Genomic DNA, 16,874 nt, shown 5'->3' with positions numbered 1-16,874 from the left:
TTGAGTCCGATTGGTGCGGGCTATTCCCGAACGGTGCGTGAGTCTAAGTCGGAAGAAAATTACGAGCGATGCGGGCATTGGCCGAAAACCGGCTTTTCTGGCAATCGTCTTTCAGCAAGCTGTCAGTTCGCTGTCATCGATCCGCTAAATTTTGGTGCGAGCCGGTGCTTGCCGAAGGTGCACAATCGGGTACGCTTGGACGATATGAAAATTCTATTGGTCGAAGACGATCCCGATATGTCGAAGGCGCTGGCACGTGCGCTCGAGAAACGCGGCTTTGAAATCACTTGCTGCTTCGACGGTGTAAGCGCGTTAGGCCTTATCAAGGAACGCAGCGCCGATGCCATCGTGCTTGATCTCAACATTCCCGTGCTCGACGGCTTGCACTTGTTGCAACGCGTGCGCACGCAGGGCATCGACACACCGGTGCTGATCCTCACCGCCCGCGGCGCGGTCGGCGATCGTATCGCCGGCCTCAATGCCGGCGCCGACGATTACCTGCCCAAACCGTTCGATCTAGAAGAGCTGGAGGCGCGCCTACGCGCATTACTGCGACGCGTGCGCGGCGGCGACATTGTTCAATGCGGCGAGCTGCGGTTGGAACGAAGCTCCGGTGCGTTCTATCGCGGCAAGGAACCGCTGGAGCTGACACCGCGCGAGCATGCATTGCTGAAAGTGCTGGCGGAAAATTCCGGGCGTGCGGTCACCAAAGAACGCTTGCTACGGCTGGTATTTCCGAACGAAGAAAATCTACAGATGGAAGCGGTCGAAGTAGTGGTCTATCGGCTGCGTAAAAAACTCGCCGACACCGGCACCGAAATCATGACGCTACGCGGACTCGGCTATCTGCTGCGGCCGCAACCCAAGACGGACAACGATACATGATCGGCCTACGCCGACCGCGGTCGGTGCGCACTTACCTGCTCGCCTGGATCATCGCGCCGATCGCTGTGTTCATCGTCATCGACACCGTCACGCTCTATCGCGATGCGCTCGATTCCGCCAACGCCGCCTACGATCGCATGCTCATTGCCTCGGCCCATTCGATCGGTGATCTGCTGAAGATCGAGGATGGCGAGCTGGTGGTTACGTTACCGCACGCGGTGCTGGAAATCATGGAAACCGGCAGCACCACACCGATGGTGTATCGCGTCAGCGACTTCGACGGCTTCTTTCTCGCCGGCTACGACGATTTTCCGAAATACACCGGCGCGCCGCGACCGCACGCGCAGTATCCGTCGCTGGTCGATTTGTACAACGATCAATACCACGACAAAGCGGTGCGCGTCGCCGCGCTGTATCAGCCGGTGGCCAGCAATACCGAGCGCGGCTTCGCGTTGGTACAGATTGCCGAATCGCTCGACAACCGCGAACGTATCGCCCAACACATCTTGCGCGATACGCTGCGACGGCAGGCGGTGCTCGTTACCAGCATCGCGTTCGTCATACTGCTCGTGGTCTCAATTGCGCTACGGCCGATCGTGGCACTACGCAATCAATTGGATCAGCGGCGCGACAATGATTTGTCACCGCTATCGGCGCCGACGGCGCCACGCGAGCTGCAACCGATGATCGCCGCATTGAACGAGCTGATGGGACGTTTGCAACGTTCGCAGGAACAACAGAAGCGCTTCATCGCCGACGCTTCGCATCAACTGCGCACGCCGCTGTCGGTACTGAAAACGCAATTGCAATCGGGTCTGCGCGGTGACGTAGCTTCACCGGTAGTCATGCAAGAAATGGCCGGCACCGTCGAACGCGCCATTGCCCTGGCAAATCAATTGTTGTCGCTGGCGAAAGTCGAGCAACTGCGCGGCACGGGAATGCGCGAAGTCTGCAACCTGGCGGCGCTCGCGCGCGAAGTTGCGGTCGAGCTATCACCGCTTATCAGTGAAAAGAACTTGGACTTCGAGCTCGATGTGGAAGACGCATGGTTATCGGGACATCCGTGGATGGTCAGCGAGCTGATTTCGAACCTACTGCTAAATGCGATTCGGTATACACCCGCGCAATCGAAGATCGGCGTGCGTGTACAAGTCACCGCCGATTCAGTGGCGCTAGTGGTTTGGGACAGCGGCCCGGGCGTCGCCGCCGATCAGCGTGAGCGTGTGTTCGAGCCGTTCGCCGCCGCCCACGGCACGAAAGGCGTCGGCCTAGGATTAACGATTTGCCGCGAGATCGCGGCATCGATGAACGCCAGCATTACGCTGGAGAACCGCCTCATGGACGATCATGTTGCCGGTCTTGAAGTCCGGGTGAATTTTCCACGAGCAGAAACGCCAGCATAACGTTCGGACAAACAAACGGGAGGTGATGTATGCAAGTATCGAAACTTGTCGTATTTGGCCTGATGCTAATCGCACCGCTGCTGGGACATGCCGAGGAACGATGCCGCTACCGCGGCGACTTGGACAAGCCCTATTGTGATAAAGATCGCGACTATGTCGCCGATACGCCAACGGAACCAACGAAGCATCAAAACCCCAACACCCTCGCTTTCAGTTGGACACCGGTCGAGAACCCGGCGATCTACCGCGAGCTACTAACGCCTTTCACCGAGCATTTGGCCAACTGTACCGGCCGCAATGTCGTCTTCGTGCCGGCGCAATCGAATACGGAAGAGATCGAGCTGATGCGTACGGGGCGTTTGCATATCGGTTCGTTCTCTACCGGACCAACCTGGTTCGCCGTGAACATCGCCGGTGCGGTGCCGTTCGCTGTAAAAGGTACCGCCGAAAAATTTCAGGGTTACAGCATGCTGCTGATCGTGCGCAAGGACAGCCGCTTCCAAAAGATCACCGATCTGAAAGGCAGCCGCATTGCCCACACGTCACCCTCGTCCAATTCCGGCAACCTGACACCACGCGCACTCCTACCGAAACAAGGCCTAACACCGGACAAGGACTACACCGTGATTTTCTCCGGCCGCCATGACAGTTCGGTGCTCGGTGTGCAATCGGGTGAATACGATGCGGCCGCCGTTGCCTCCGATGTATTCCACCGCATGGTGGCCCGCGGGCAAATTAAAGAGGATGAGTTCCGTACGCTATACACCAGCCCGTGGTTCCCGACCGAATCGCTGGTATATGCCCACGACCTGTCGCCGACACTACGTGACCGCATGCTGAAGTGTTTCTACGATTATCGCTTCACGCCGGAAATGCAGAAACAGTTCGACGGCGCCGATCGCTTCGTGCCGGTCACGTTCAAAAAAGAATGGGAGATTATCCGCTTCGTCGCCATCAGCGCCGGCGAAAGCTTCGATCGCACGGCTTACGAAAAAGAAATAAAGCGCGAGCAAGAAGCACACGATAAGAGCAAGTAACGACACGAGTCCCGCTCAGCCATCGGCGAGCGGGACTCGATGACAAACTAAACGCCCAAACCGCGTGCCAAATCGCGCTTTAAATCGTCGACATCTTCCAAGCCCACCGAAATTCGAACCAAGCCGTCGGTGATGCCGCTGTCGCGGCGTTGCTCCGGCGTCAGCCGGCCGTGCGTGGTCGTGCCGGGGTGCGTGATCGTGGTCTTGGCGTCGCCCAAATTCGCCGTGATCGACATGAGCCGGGTGGCATCGATGACGCGCCATGCCGCTGCTTGCCCACCTTCGACTTCGAAGGCGACGATGCCGCCGAAGCCCGACTGCTGGCGGCTGGCAAGCTCGTGCTGCGGATGCGAGGTCAGACCCGGGTAATAGACCCGGCGGATACCACGCTGTTGTTCCAACCAACGTGCAAGCTCGAGTGCATTGGCGCTGTGCGCGCGCATTCTGAGCGACAATGTTTCCAAGCCTTTGAGAAATACCCAAGCATTAAACGGACTCATCGCCGGTCCGGCGGTGCGCAATACGCCGTACACGTCTTTACCGACGAGTTGGCCATTGCCGATGACGGCGCCGCCGATGCAGCGGCCTTGGCCATCGATGTATTTCGTCGCCGAGTGGATGACCAGATCCGCACCGAACTTAAACGGCAATTGCAGTATCGGCGTGCAGAAACAATTATCGACCGCGAGCAAGGCGTTGTGATGGTGCGCGAGATCCGCCAGTCGCTTGAGATCGGCGACTTCGGTGAGCGGATTGGACGGCGTCTCGACATAAAACAACTTCGTGTTCGGCCGCACGGCGCGTTCCCAAGCAGCGTAGTCCGTCAAGCCGACGAACGTCGTCTCGACGCCGAAGCGGGACAGCAAATTCTGAAACAACAGCACCGTCGTGCCGAAGATGCCGCGCGAAGCGATGACATGATCGCCGCTCTTCAACAACCCCAGGCACGTCGCCAAGATCGCCGACATGCCGGACGCAAACGCCACACAACTCTCGCCGCCCTCCATCGCTGCCAGCCGCTGCTCGAAGGCGCGCACCGTCGGGTTGGTAAAACGCGAATAGACATTGCCCGGGCTCTCGCCGGAAAAACGCGCCGCCGCTTCTGCGGCGCTGCCAAAGGCAAAGCTCGATGTGAGAAAAATCGCCTCGGAATGCTCGCCTTCGTTGGTCGGCGCCCGACCGGCACGCACCGCCCGCGTCGCCAAACCCCACTGCTCGTCGTCTTGCTTCGTCATCGCTGAACCTCGTCCGTAGCCGACCCATTCAAAGTCATAAAACAAAAAACCCGCCAGGCAGCCTGAGCGGGTCGGTCTCGCTTTAGCTGCATTTATAAGGCGCCCGCAAGCTGAAAGCTCAAATCGGCGCTGCACAACGAGACGAACTATGCGTGGCGGGGAGCGGTCTTGTCAATGACGGAATCGCCCCGTTCGGAGCGGTTCAATGGCTCAGCGGGGGAAACTCAAAACCTCGGCAGTCTGCTGATCGTCGGAGCCACGGTTGTTGCGACGCTTCTTGACGGAATCCTTGCGGCGGCGTTCGAGTCGCGCCAGGTAGTCGCTGGTGACATCGCCGGTCACATAAACGCCGTCGAAGCACGACGCATCGAAACGCTTAATCCGCGGATTACCTTCGTGCGCAGCGTCGATGAGATCCGACAGGTCTTGGTAGATCAACCGATCGGCGCCGATCTCGCGACACACTTCTTCTTCCGAACGACCGGCCGCCACCAGCTCATTGGCGGCGGGCATGTCGATGCCGTAAACGTTCGGATGCCGCACCGGCGGCGCCGCCGACGCGAAGTAAACCTTGCGGGCGCCGGCCTCGCGCGCCATTTGCACGATCTGCGCCGAGGTCGTACCGCGCACGATCGAATCGTCGACCAACAGCACGTTCTTGCCGCGGAATTCGAGATCGATGGCATTGAGCTTGGCGCGTACCGATTTTTCGCGCTGCGCTTGGCCGGGCATGATGAAGGTGCGGCCGATGTAACGGTTCTTGATAAAGCCTTCGCGATACTTGATGTCGAGCTCGTACGCCATCTGCAAACCGGCGGTGCGCGACGTATCGGGAATCGGAATGACGACGTCGATATCGACGTCGCGCCATTCGCGCTTGATCTTGTTGGCCAGCTTCTCGCCCATGCGCAGACGCGTCTTGTGCACGGCGATGCCGTCGATCATCGAATCTGGGCGTGCTAGATAAACGAACTCGAAGATACACGGCACATGTTCCGGCTGCTTGGCACACTGGCGCCAATGCACTTGGCCATCCAACTCGATAAACAGCGCCTCGCCCGGTTCAATATCGCGCACCAACTCGAAGCCGAGCACGTCGAGCGCGACCGACTCGGATGCGACCATGTGCTCCTGGCCCTTGTCAGTCTCGCGCCGGCCGTAGACCAGCGGGCGTATACCGTGCGGATCACGGAAGGCGACGATGCCGAAACCGACGATCATCGTGACGACCGCATAAGCACCACGCACGCGCTGATGCAACGCCGTGACCGCGCGGAAAACGTCTTCCGCCGTCAACCGCGTGCGGCTGCTGACAGCGTGTAGCTCGTGCGCTAATACATTCAGCAACACTTCGGAATCGGAATCGGTATTAAGCTGGCGCAGGTCTTCGCGGAACAACTCGACCGCCAGCTGATCGGCGTTAGTCAGATTACCGTTGTGGGCGAGCGCTAAACCGAACGGCGAGTTCACATAAAACGGCTGCGCTTCGGCCGGCGAATCGCAACCGGCGGTGGGATAGCGCACATGACCGACGCCCATGTTGCCCTGCAAGCTTTCCATGTGACGCTGCTGAAATACGTCACGCACGAGGCCGTTATCCTTGCGCAGATACACGCGCTTGCCGTCGCTGGTCATGATGCCGGCAGCGTCCTGGCCGCGATGTTGCAGCACCGTGAGCCCGTCATAAATGCCCTGATTTACCGGGCTCTTGCCGAGCATACCGATAATGCCGCACATACTGACCTCCGAGACTGACTAGCTGAAGCGAATATGCTGAGAGATATCGCGCGGTAAATAGTCGCTGACCACGATTGCGACCTTCTGGAAATACGGCGCTAACGCCGACTCGTGCCACCACGGACGCTGCGGCATCGATGTGATACCGGCTACCAGAAAGGCAATGACGACGATGATACCGCCGCGCACGAAGCCAATGAAGCCGCCGAGAATAATATTCGACGTGCGCCAGTTGCCGCGTAGCGGCAATGCCCGGTGCACGAAGTAAACGACGATCGTGCCGATCACGAATATCAAAAGAAAAACGATGACAAAAGCCGCGACCACGCGCAGTTGCGGATCGGCGATCGTCGAGCTTAAGAATGTCGCGGCCGACTCGGAAAAGAACCAAGCGAGAAATGCCGCCAGCGGCCAAAGGATGAGCGACAAAATCTCGAGCACGAAGCCACGTAAGCTACCGGTGATAGCGAACGCCAGCATCACCACCAACATCAACGCATCAAAGGCATTTAGGCCGAGCAACGAGCGATCTCCGGGCGGTTACGGATAACTCAGGACGACGCCGGTCATACCGGTCTCTTTCTGAATGCGCTGTTGCGCCTTGAGCGCGGCGGTCTTGTCGTGAAACGGTCCGACACGAACACGCACCGCTTTACCGCTATCGAGACCAATCGACTCCGCGTGTACTGCCTGGCCCAAGCCGCGCAGCTTTTGTTCGACACGATTGGCGTTGGTCGCGCTCGAGAATGTGCCAACTTGCACCACCCAGTTGCCGCTGGCCGGCTTGGCCGATACCGGTATCGGCTTGGCTTGGGCGACACGCTTCGTGTCTGCAGCCGGCTTGGTCTCTGGCTTCGTCGCCGGTTTAGGCGGCGCTACCGTTGCGACCGGCGCGGGCGGAACCACTGGCGCGCTTGCCGCCGGTTCTGGTGTTGCCGGGGCTGGCGTAGTAGTAACAGCGGATGGAGTCGTCGTCGGCACCGCACCTAATACCGGTGGCGCGGTGGGTTCGTCGGCCGAGGTGATCGGCGGCGTAACCATCGTTACCGCTACTTTATTGTCTTCCGACGTTTGTTCGGCGGTTGGCTCGGCCGGCGCCGCCGCGGTATCGAGCACGCTGGTATCCGTGGGCGGCTCGCGCTTGCTCAAGATCATCGGGATAAAGATGACCGCCAGGGCAACGATAACAATAGCGCCGATGATGCGGTGCTTAGGATCGAATTCAATCTGTCCGGAGTCTTTACGTTTCATGCGGGACCTGCCTCAAGATGCGCGAGTATATCACCGACCGTATGGAACGACCCAAAAACGACCACGCGGTCGGGTGGCGCGGCCGCCGCTCGTGCGGCGTTATAAGCCTCGATCGGGGTGGCGAACGGCGCGATCGGCGCCGTTATGCCGTTATCCGTCAACAATTGCGTAACCTGCGCCGCGGTCGTGCCACGCGGCCCGGACAAGGTGGCGACGTACCAGCGGTCGATCGACCCCGCCACCACCCGTATCACCTCACCGATGTCCTTATCGTTCAGCATGCCGAACACGGCGAGCGTTTTACCGACGGTTTGGTGCCGGCGCAAGTTCGCCGCCAGCGTCTGCGCCGCTTCGCCGTTGTGGGCGACGTCGATGATGATCGCCGGCGTACCCGGCAGGATCTGGAAACGGCCGGGGATCACCGCCGCCAACAAGCCTTGGCGAATATCCTGCTGATTGACCGGAAAGCGGTCGCCCAATAATTCGAGCGCAACCAGCGCCGCCGAGGCGTTACGCAACTGGTGCTCACCACGCAAGGCGGGAAACGGCAGTCCGGCACGCAGGCGCTGACCGAAGCGTAACGACCAGCCGGCATCGGAAACACCAGCGTCAAAATCGCGGCCGAAGCAATACAACGTCGTACCGAGCTTGGCAGCGGTCTCGACCAGGCTCGCCGGCGGCGCCGGATCAGCGCACACCGCCGGCCGGCCGGCGCGAAAAATTCCCGCCTTCTCGCGGCCGATACTCTCACGGTCTGGGCCGAGCCAGGCGGTATGGTCGATGCCGATCGAGGTGACGATAGCGACATCGGCGTCGACCGCGTTCACCGCGTCGAGCCGGCCGCCCATACCAATTTCGAGCACAGCGATTTCGATCGCGCATTCGCGAAAGATGTCGAACGCGGCGATCGTGCCATATTCGAAATAAGTCAACGCGATGTCGCCGCGCGCGGCCTCGACGCGCTCGAATGCGCGGCAGAGTTCGTCGTCGGTGACCAAACGGCCGTTGATACGGATGCGTTCGTTGTAGTGGACCAGATGCGGCGAAGTATAAGAACCGACGCTAAAACCGGCGGCGCGCAAAATCGCGTCGCACATCGTCACCGTCGAGCCTTTACCGTTGGTGCCACCGACGGTAATGACGCCGAACGCCGGTTGCCGCAGGTTCATCGCCGCCAGCACCGCATGGACGCGATCGAGGCCGAGCGCGATCGTTTGCGGGTGGAGCGTTTCAATCCACCCGAGCCAATCGGAAAGCGTACGACGAGTCGGAGTCAAAACTTAGGCGTGTTCCACAGCGGGCTGGCGAGCTGGCGCTGCTTGGCGCGTCAGCATCGCCAATAGCGAGGCGAGACGATCGCGCATATCGCGCCGCTGAACGATCATGTCGACGGCACCGTGTTGCAGCAGAAATTCGGAACGTTGAAACCCTTCGGGCAACTTCTCGCGCACGGTCTGCTCGATCACACGCGGGCCGGCGAAACCGATCAACGCCTTCGGCTCAGCGACGATGACGTCGGCCAACATTGCCAAACTGGCCGAGACACCGCCCATGGTCGGATCGGTTAACACCGAGATATAAGGGATGCCGTGCTCGCCGAGACGCGCCAGCGCGGCGCTGGTCTTCGACATCTGCATCAGCGAGTACAAACCTTCCTGCATACGCGCGCCGCCGCTGGCACTGAAGCACACGAGTGGAATATGCCGTTCGATACAGACGTTGACACTGCGCACAAATCGCTCGCCGACGACCGAGCCCATCGAACCGCCCATGAACGCGAACTCGAAAGCGCAGCTCACGAGCGGCACGCCCTTCAACGTACCGAGCATGGCGACCAAGGCATCGCGCTCGCCGGTCTCGCGTTGCGCGTCGACCAGGCGATCTTTGTAACGTTTCAAATCTTTGAACTTCAGAATATCGACCGGCGCCAGATTGCCGGCGATCTCTTCGCGACCGTCCGGATCGAGGACCATATCGAGCCGTTTGCGCGCACCGATACGCATGTGGTGGTCGCACTTCGTACAAACGTGATGATTGCTCTCGATCTCGGCGGAATAAAGCACGGCGCCGCAGGCCGGGCATTTTTTCCACACGCCTTCCGGAACCGCGCCCTTCTTGGCGCCGCTCTGGCTCTTGATCTTCGGCGGTAGGAGTTTGTCGAACCAGCTCATCAGGCTGTGCTCACGTTAGATAATTGAGGTGCTGTTCGTACCATTGATTAAAACCGTCGACCCGCTGCATCCCTCACCCCATCCCTCTCCCGGCGGGAGAGGGGGAGTCGGTTCGCTGCCGCGATTCATGTTGGCTGGCGTCCATTGCTGCGCGCAAACGCGCGACGAACGCCGGCACTTCCACGAGCATCCGTTCCGGATCGCCCGCATCCTGCTCCATACGACTGACAACGGCACTGCCGACGACAACGGCATCGGCAAAGGCGGCAACGCGCGCCGCCGTTTCGGGATCACTAATACCAAAACCGACACCGACCGGTAGATCGGTATGCCGGCGGATGCTATGGAGTTTGTCCTTCACTTCCTCGACATTCAGGTGGCTGGCGCCGGTAACGCCCCGTAAAGATACATAATAGATGAATCCGCCGGCGGCACGCGCCACGGCGGCAATGCGCTCCGGCCCGCTGGTCGGCGCTAATAGAAAAATGGCGTCGAGTTGCCGACGCCGCAGCGCCGCGAGCATACCCTCCGCCTCTTCCGGCGGCAGGTCAACGGTAATGGCGGCATCTACCCCAGCATCCGCCGCTTCGGTTGCAAAAGCTTCATATCCCATACATTCAATAGGGTTTAAATACCCCATCAACACCACCGGGGTGATCGTGTCCTTCGTGCGGAACTCACGCACCATGTCGAGCACATGACGCAAGCTAATGCCGTTCTTGAGCGCGCGTTCGCCGGCACGTTGGATCACCGGGCCATCGGCCATCGGATCTGAAAACGGCACGCCCAATTCAATGACGCTGGCACCGGCGCGCACGAGCGCGTGCATGAGCGGCACCGTCGCCCACGCCGCCGGATCGCCGGCCATGACATATGGAATCAGTGCGGCGCGGCGCTGCTTCTTCAACGACGCGAACTGTTGCGCGAGACGTGACAGGCGTGGCATTAGAATTTTATCCCTTCGAGGTTGGCAACGGTGTGGATGTCCTTATCACCGCGACCTGACAAGCAGACGACAATCGCTTTGTCTTTGCCGAGTTCGCGCGCCAACTTCTTGGCATGCGCAATCGCATGGCTCGATTCGAGCGCCGGAATGATGCCTTCGGTGAGCGTCAGCTCATGGAACGCGGCCAGCGCTTCTTGATCGGTCACTGCCGCATAACGGGCGCGGCCCGAATCTTTCAGCCAAGAATGTTCCGGACCTACACCGGGATAATCGAGACCGGCCGAGATCGAATGGGTCTCGATGATCTGGCCGTCGTCGCTTTGCAATAAATAAGTCCGATTGCCGTGCAACACACCCGGGCGACCGGCGCAAAGCGTCGCCGCATGCCGCCCGGTCTCGATGCCATCGCCGGCGGCTTCGACACCGATCATGGCGACTTCAGCGTCGTCGATGAACGGATAGAACAACCCCATCGCGTTCGAACCACCACCGACGCAAGCGACCAACGCATCCGGCAGCCGACCTTCGAACTCCATGATCTGGCAACGCACTTCGCGGCCGATGACCGATTGAAAGTCGCGCACCATCATCGGATACGGATGCATGCCGGCGACAGTGCCGATGATATAAAAAGTATTCTCGACGTGGGTGACCCAATCACGGATCGCTTCATTGAGCGCATCCTTCAACGTCTTCGAACCAGACTCGACCGGGACAACTTCAGCGCCAAGCAACTTCATGCGGTAGACATTGATCGCCTGCCGCTTCATGTCCTCGGAACCCATGTACACCACACACTTCATGCCGAAGCGCGCCGCTACCGTCGCCGAGGCGACGCCATGCTGGCCGGCACCGGTCTCGGCGATAATGCGCTTCTTGCCCATGTAACGCGCGAGCAAGCCTTGGCCGATAGTGTTGTTAATCTTGTGCGCACCGGTGTGGTTCAAATCTTCGCGCTTCAAATAAACGCGCGCGCCGCCCCAATTCTCGGTCAGTCGCTTCGCCGGATACAACGGCGACGGCCGGCCGACGTACAACCGTAGATCGTCGGTGAATTCTTCCTGGAATTTCGGATCGTTACGCAGGCGCTCATACGCTTCGCACAGCTCGGTCAGCGGCTGCATCAACGTTTCGGAGGCGAACACGCCACCGTAAGGACCGAAGTGCCCGCGGGCATCGGGTAATGCGTAAGCGCTCATGTCGTCTCTCGCACCGCTTGTATGAACGCGGCAATCTTGTTGGCGTCTTTGATGCCCTTCGCTGACTCGACGCCGCTGCTGACATCGACAGCGGCCGGATGTACGCGGGCAATGGCATCGGCGACATTTTCCGGCGTCAGGCCACCGGCAAGAATGATGGGCTTGGCAAGCCCGGTCGGAATGCGTGCCCAGTCAAACGTGCGCCCAGTACCACCGGCCTTGTCGGCGGCGAATGTATCGAGCAACAAACCGACAGCATCGTCATAACGCTTGGCTGCCGCGGGCAAGTCCACGAGGTCGCGCATGGGTATGGCTTTTATATAAGGCCGGGCAAACTGCCGGCATTGTTCGGGAGTTTCGGAGCCGTGGAATTGTATCAGGGACAACGGTACTCGATTCAACACTTCCCGAATGGCATCGGTATCGGCATTAACGAACAAGCCGACAACGGTGATAAAAGGCGGTACTACCGCCGCTAACGACCGCGCTTGCTCGGCGGTCACGGCGCGCGGGCTGGCCGGATCGAAATTGAGACCGATCGCATCCGCACCGGCAGCGACCACGGTGCGAACGTCGTCGATACGGGTCAGACCGCAGATTTTGACACGGGTACGCATACGGGAAGCTAACGAGCTTACCAGAGGGCCGGTTGGTCCGAAAGCTTAGGGATTCCACATACCGCCGGGTATTCCACGGCCGAAAGATATAGCCCGTGCGGCGGCGCCGTTACCCCGCCTTTGCGCCGGTCGCGCGCCTCCAGCACTTCGCGCGCCCATAGCGGCTCGCGCTCGCCGGCGCCGATCGCCAGCAATATGCCGGCAAGGTTACGCACCATGTGATGTAAGAAGGCGTTGGCATAGGCGCGAATGTGGATCAAGTCGCCATCGCGCTCGACCGTTAACGCACGTAGCTCGCGCACCGGCGACTTGGCCTGGCACTCGACGGCGCGAAACGAGGTGAAGTCGTGAGTACCGACCAAATAACTTGCGGCCGTGCGCATACGTTCGACATCGATCGATCGATACTCGTGCGTTACCCGCTGCGCCAGATAGGTCGGTCGCACGGCGCGATTGAGCACGACGTAGTGATAATGTCGGCCGCTGGCGCTAAAGCGTGCATGAAACTTCGGATCGACCTCAGCCGCCCACAATAGCGCCAACTCCGGCGGCAAATTGCTGTTAGCACCGCGGATCCAAGCATACGGCGTCCGTAGTGCATGGGTTTCGAAGTGAATGACCTGCGCCAATGCGTGCACGCCGGCGTCGGTACGGCCGGCAACGATCACACCGATCGGCTCGTTCGCCACCTTCGACAACGCCTGCTCGACGCACTGTTGCAACGAACGCACCTGATCCTGCCGTTGCCAGCCGGAAAAATTCGAACCGTCGTATTCGATGATCGCTGCGATGCGCATACGCGCCATTGTACTCATAAATGTAGGGCAGACCGGTCCGCCCTACACTTGCCGCTCCGACGGCGGCGCCAACGTGCGCAATGCTTCCGAGTGATGCTCGCGCCAATAAATGACACCGACAACGATGGCGGTGCTGACAACGAATGCCCAGCTGCTGACGAACCACGCGATCACCGCGAGCCCAAAGTAATAAGCGCGCAGACCCTGATTGAAATCTTTCGACGCTAACGTGCTAACCCAAGCCGCCCGTTGCACCCATTCATCGTCGCCAGCGCTCGGCATCGCCGGCGCGGCACCGACTAATACCGCGCAATAGTTGAATTGACGTAAACCCCAGGTGAACTTGAAGAACGCATGCACGAAGATGACGATCAACACGAGCAGGCGCAATTCCCACTGGGCAACGCTGAGCGTGTCGGCAAACGGGATCTGCCGCAGTGCCACGGTCGCTGTATCAGTTGCGCCCAACACCGTGAATAGACCTACCAGTATCAACAACGTGGTCGACGCAAAAAACGACGTGCCCTGACTGAGCTGACCGAGGATGTGCGCATCGACCATTCGGTTATCGCGCGTCAGCACCTGACGCATCCAGCGATAACGATTTCGATGCATGACGCCGCGCAGCGAACGCTCGCGCGGTAGACCGCGATCGGTATACCAGGTGTAACCGACCCACAGCGCGATAAACCAAGACAAACTGGCGAGGTCGACAACCGATAGGTTTTGCATCTTGTAAGCCCCTCGATTCCGGCACTATCCGGCCGCCGTCGACGTCGCGCCGACGGCGGCCTACTGGAATCAGGCCTTCGGTACGCGTTCGAGCGTACGCGCTTCCTGATGATCGCGCGGCAACTTGGCACCCCGCAGCCCACGCTCGCTAACATAGCGATCGATCGGACTGCCGGCCTTCAACGTCAGTTCGCCCTTAGCGCTGCGCAGTAACAATGAGTCGCCCTCGCGGAAGACGGCAACACTGGCGACATATTCCTCGCGCGCGACAACTTTCTTGCCGGGCACATTAAGGATTTTGTCGCCCTTGCCCTTCGGCATCTGCGGCAATTCGCCGACGAGGAACACCAGCATCTGCCCAGTGTTGGTAACGGCAGCGAGCCAATCTTCCTCCGGTTTGTCGACGCGCTGCGGCGGCAACGCCTTCGCACCCTTCGGCACGTTGAGCACGGATTTGCCGGCCTTGCGATCGGTGACGAGCTCGCCGAGCGTAGTGATGAGACCGTAACCGGCATCGGATGCCAGCAGATAAAGATCGTCCGGCTCGCCCATAATCACGCCGGACCAAGAAGCCCCCGGCGGCGGATTCAAGCTCGACGACAACGGCTCACCGTGGCCACGCGCCGACGGCAGCTTGTGTGCCGGCACGGTGTACGTTCGACCGGTGGAGTCGATAAAGATGGCAAGCTGATTGCTCTTGCCGCGCGCCGCTTGGATGTAGCCGTCGCCGGTCTTATATTCGAGCGCGCGTGGATCGACCTCGTGCCCTTTGGCCGCGCGTACCCAGCCCTTTTCCGACAACACGACAGTCACCGGCTCGGACGGCAACAGCTGCGTAACATCGATCGCCTTGGCCGCGTCACGCTCGACCAGCGGCGAGCGCCGCGGATCACCGAAGGTTTCGGCGTCTGCTTTGATCTCATCGCGCACGCGCTGCTTGAGCAACGCTTTCGAACCGAGAATTTTTTCCAGCTCTTTGCGCTCGCGGTTGAGCTCGTCCTGCTCGCCCTTGATCTTCATCTCCTCGAGCTTGGCCAAGTGCCGCAACTTGGTTTCGAGGATCGCTTCCGTCTGGATCTCGCTGAGCTTGAAGCGCTTCATCAACACCGGCTTCGGCTCGTCCTCGCGGCGGATGATGCGGATCACCTCATCGAGATTGAGATAAGCGATCAACAAACCGGCAAGGATGTGCAGCCGGCTCTCGACCTTATCGAGCCGGAACTGCAAGCGCCGGCGCACGGTCTCGGTGCGGAACTCGAGCCACTCGGCCAACAGATCGCGCAGGTTGTACACGCGCGGCCGGCCGTCGAGACCGATCATATTCATGTTGACGCGGTAGCTACGCTCGAGATCGGTGGTGGCGAACAAATGGTCCATTAGCTCGACCGCATCGACTCGATTCGAACGCGGCACGATGACCAGGCGCGTCGGGTTCTCGTGATCGGACTCGTCACGCAGGTCTTCGACCATCGGCAGCTTCTTCTGCTGCATCTGCTGCGCAATCTGTTCCATGATCTTGCCGCCCGACACCTGGTACGGCAGCGCAGTGATGATGATTTCGTCGCCTTCGCGTTCCCAGCGGGCACGGCAACGGACACTGCCGTTGCCGGTTTGGTAAATCGATTTCAATTCCGACGACGGACTGACGATCTCGGCCTCGGTCGGATAGTCCGGGCCCTTCACGAACTTCAGCAATTCGCCCAGCGTCGCATCCGGCTTTTCCAGCAGCTTGATACAGGCACCGGCGATCTCGCGCACGTTATGCGGCGGAATATCGGTCGCCATGCCGACGGCAATGCCGGTGGTGCCGTTGAGCAGCACATTTGGCAAGCGCGCCGGCATCGTCCGCGGCTCTTGCAGCGTACCGTCGAAGTTCGGCGACCACTCGACCGTGCCGTGCTCGAGCTCGGACAACAAGATTTGCGCATAACGCGTCAGCCGCGCCTCGGTGTAACGCATGGCGGCGAACGATTTCGGATCGTCTTGCGAGCCCCAGTTGCCTTGGCCGTCGATCAGCGGGTAGCGATAGCTGAACGGCTGCGCCATCAACACCATCGCTTCATAGCAGGCGCTGTCGCCGTGCGGGTGATACTTACCGAGCACGTCACCGACAGTACGCGCCGATTTCTTATGCTTCGACACCGCCGACAACCCAAGCTCGGACATCGCATAGATGATGCGACGCTGTACCGGTTTTAGGCCGTCACCAATAAACGGCAACGCGCGGTCGAGGATGACGTACATCGAATAATCGAGGTACGCCTTCTCGGTAAATTGCGATAACAACAGGCGTTCGACTTCGAAGCTCTTGCGCGGCGGTGCTACGGCTTCGCCTTTGCGCGCCGAACCTTTGCCTTTGCTCTTACCTTTACTGCTCGCTTTTTTCGTAGCCATCAGTGTTTCTTCGATTCCGCGATCTTCTTCAAGGCAACATTCATGCGCTCGATACCCGCTAACGTCCGCTTAGTAATGAAAGGCACGATCAACGGCGCGAGCAATCCGGAAAAATCTTCGCGTTGTATGAACGTCACGCCGTGGACACCGTTCGGCACCACAATGAACGTCTGTTCCCGATCGAATAAACCTCTCATAAAAATGTCGCGGCGCCAGCGCAGCTCCACCGCCGGCATCGCCTTCACGATGCGCGCCGCATATACCTGCGCCTGGCGTTTCGGTAACCGTCGACGAACTACTATCTGTTTGCCGACTTCAGCGCTGCCGATGACGCCGCGCAGATACGGATTCCATTTCGGATACTCCGTAAAATGTGTCAACACCTGCCACACCCGCTCCGCCGATGCACCGATCTCGACCAACGTCTTAAGCGTTAGCATCGCGTACTCCTCCCGTTTTCCCCTCTTGTG

Annotated in this window: 16 protein-coding genes; 3 read left to right on the top strand and 13 right to left on the bottom strand. The window is 59.8% G+C overall.

What is annotated here, in order from left to right; all coding sequences use genetic code 11:
• Positions 1-204 precede the first annotated feature (204 nt).
• The 3 genes from HY308_13095 to phnD are packed head-to-tail and all read left to right on the top strand — an operon-like array spanning position 205 to position 3,325.
• Complete coding sequence (locus HY308_13095) at positions 205-885, top strand: response regulator transcription factor (GenBank protein ID MBI3899216.1); 681 nt, start codon at positions 205-207, stop codon at positions 883-885.
• The gene (locus HY308_13090; protein MBI3899215.1) at positions 882-2,288 is read left to right on the top strand and encodes a sensor histidine kinase; all 1,407 of its coding nucleotides are present in this window, start codon (positions 882-884) and stop codon (positions 2,286-2,288) included. Before HY308_13095 ends, HY308_13090 begins: the two co-directional genes overlap by 4 nt.
• Positions 2,289-2,317: 29 nt before the next feature.
• The gene (gene phnD / locus HY308_13085) at positions 2,318-3,325 is read left to right on the top strand and encodes a phosphate/phosphite/phosphonate ABC transporter substrate-binding protein (protein MBI3899214.1); all 1,008 of its coding nucleotides are present in this window, start codon (positions 2,318-2,320) and stop codon (positions 3,323-3,325) included.
• A gap of 47 nt (positions 3,326-3,372) precedes the next feature.
• Here the strand turns inward: phnD and HY308_13080 are convergent, their stop codons facing one another.
• From HY308_13080 to HY308_13020, 13 genes are all read right to left on the bottom strand, one after another.
• Positions 3,373-4,560, bottom strand: a complete 1,188-nt coding sequence (locus HY308_13080; protein MBI3899213.1) for an O-succinylhomoserine sulfhydrylase — start codon at positions 4,558-4,560, stop codon at positions 3,373-3,375.
• A 210-nt stretch (positions 4,561-4,770) separates the two neighbouring features.
• Entirely contained in the window at positions 4,771-6,297 is a 1,527-nt protein-coding gene (purF, locus tag HY308_13075) for an amidophosphoribosyltransferase (GenBank protein MBI3899212.1), read from the bottom strand.
• An 18-nt stretch (positions 6,298-6,315) separates the two neighbouring features.
• A complete protein-coding gene (locus HY308_13070; protein MBI3899211.1) occupies positions 6,316-6,819 on the bottom strand; it encodes a CvpA family protein in 504 nt (167 codons plus the stop codon).
• A gap of 18 nt (positions 6,820-6,837) precedes the next feature.
• Positions 6,838-7,548: an SPOR domain-containing protein gene (locus HY308_13065; protein ID MBI3899210.1), complete on the bottom strand. Its 711-nt coding sequence runs from the start codon at positions 7,546-7,548 to the stop codon at positions 6,838-6,840.
• The gene (folC, locus tag HY308_13060; GenBank protein ID MBI3899209.1) at positions 7,545-8,825 is read right to left on the bottom strand and encodes a bifunctional tetrahydrofolate synthase/dihydrofolate synthase; all 1,281 of its coding nucleotides are present in this window, start codon (positions 8,823-8,825) and stop codon (positions 7,545-7,547) included. The genes HY308_13065 and folC overlap by 4 nt, the downstream gene beginning before the upstream one ends.
• Before the next feature lie 3 nt (positions 8,826-8,828).
• Positions 8,829-9,722, bottom strand: coding sequence for an acetyl-CoA carboxylase carboxyltransferase subunit beta (locus HY308_13055; protein ID MBI3899208.1), 894 nt, complete (start codon positions 9,720-9,722; stop codon positions 8,829-8,831).
• Positions 9,723-9,792: 70 nt separating this feature from the next.
• A complete protein-coding gene (locus HY308_13050) occupies positions 9,793-10,656 on the bottom strand; it encodes a tryptophan synthase subunit alpha (protein MBI3899207.1) in 864 nt (287 codons plus the stop codon).
• Between the two features lie 8 nt (positions 10,657-10,664).
• Positions 10,665-11,864 carry a tryptophan synthase subunit beta gene (gene trpB, locus HY308_13045; GenBank protein MBI3899206.1) on the bottom strand — a complete coding sequence of 400 codons (1,200 nt, stop codon included), beginning with the start codon at positions 11,862-11,864 and terminating at the stop codon, positions 10,665-10,667.
• Entirely contained in the window at positions 11,861-12,481 is a 621-nt protein-coding gene (locus HY308_13040; GenBank protein ID MBI3899205.1) for a phosphoribosylanthranilate isomerase, read from the bottom strand. The genes trpB and HY308_13040 overlap by 4 nt, the downstream gene beginning before the upstream one ends.
• A gap of 17 nt (positions 12,482-12,498) precedes the next feature.
• Entirely contained in the window at positions 12,499-13,278 is a 780-nt protein-coding gene (gene truA, locus HY308_13035; GenBank protein MBI3899204.1) for a tRNA pseudouridine(38-40) synthase TruA, read from the bottom strand.
• A 42-nt stretch (positions 13,279-13,320) separates the two neighbouring features.
• Positions 13,321-14,010: a DUF599 family protein gene (locus HY308_13030; protein MBI3899203.1), complete on the bottom strand. Its 690-nt coding sequence runs from the start codon at positions 14,008-14,010 to the stop codon at positions 13,321-13,323.
• A 69-nt stretch (positions 14,011-14,079) separates the two neighbouring features.
• Positions 14,080-16,404 (bottom strand): DNA topoisomerase IV subunit A, encoded by a 2,325-nt coding sequence (gene parC, locus HY308_13025; protein MBI3899202.1) that lies wholly within the window; start codon positions 16,402-16,404, stop codon positions 14,080-14,082.
• Positions 16,404-16,844, bottom strand: a complete 441-nt coding sequence (locus HY308_13020) for an SRPBCC domain-containing protein (protein MBI3899201.1) — start codon at positions 16,842-16,844, stop codon at positions 16,404-16,406. The genes parC and HY308_13020 overlap by 1 nt, the downstream gene beginning before the upstream one ends.
• Positions 16,845-16,874 lie beyond the last annotated feature (30 nt).

This window comes from Gammaproteobacteria bacterium (assembly GCA_016199745.1).
GTDB lineage: Bacteria > Pseudomonadota > Gammaproteobacteria > Acidiferrobacterales > Sulfurifustaceae > JACQFZ01.
This window is presented reverse-complemented; position numbering and strand designations above follow the sequence as displayed.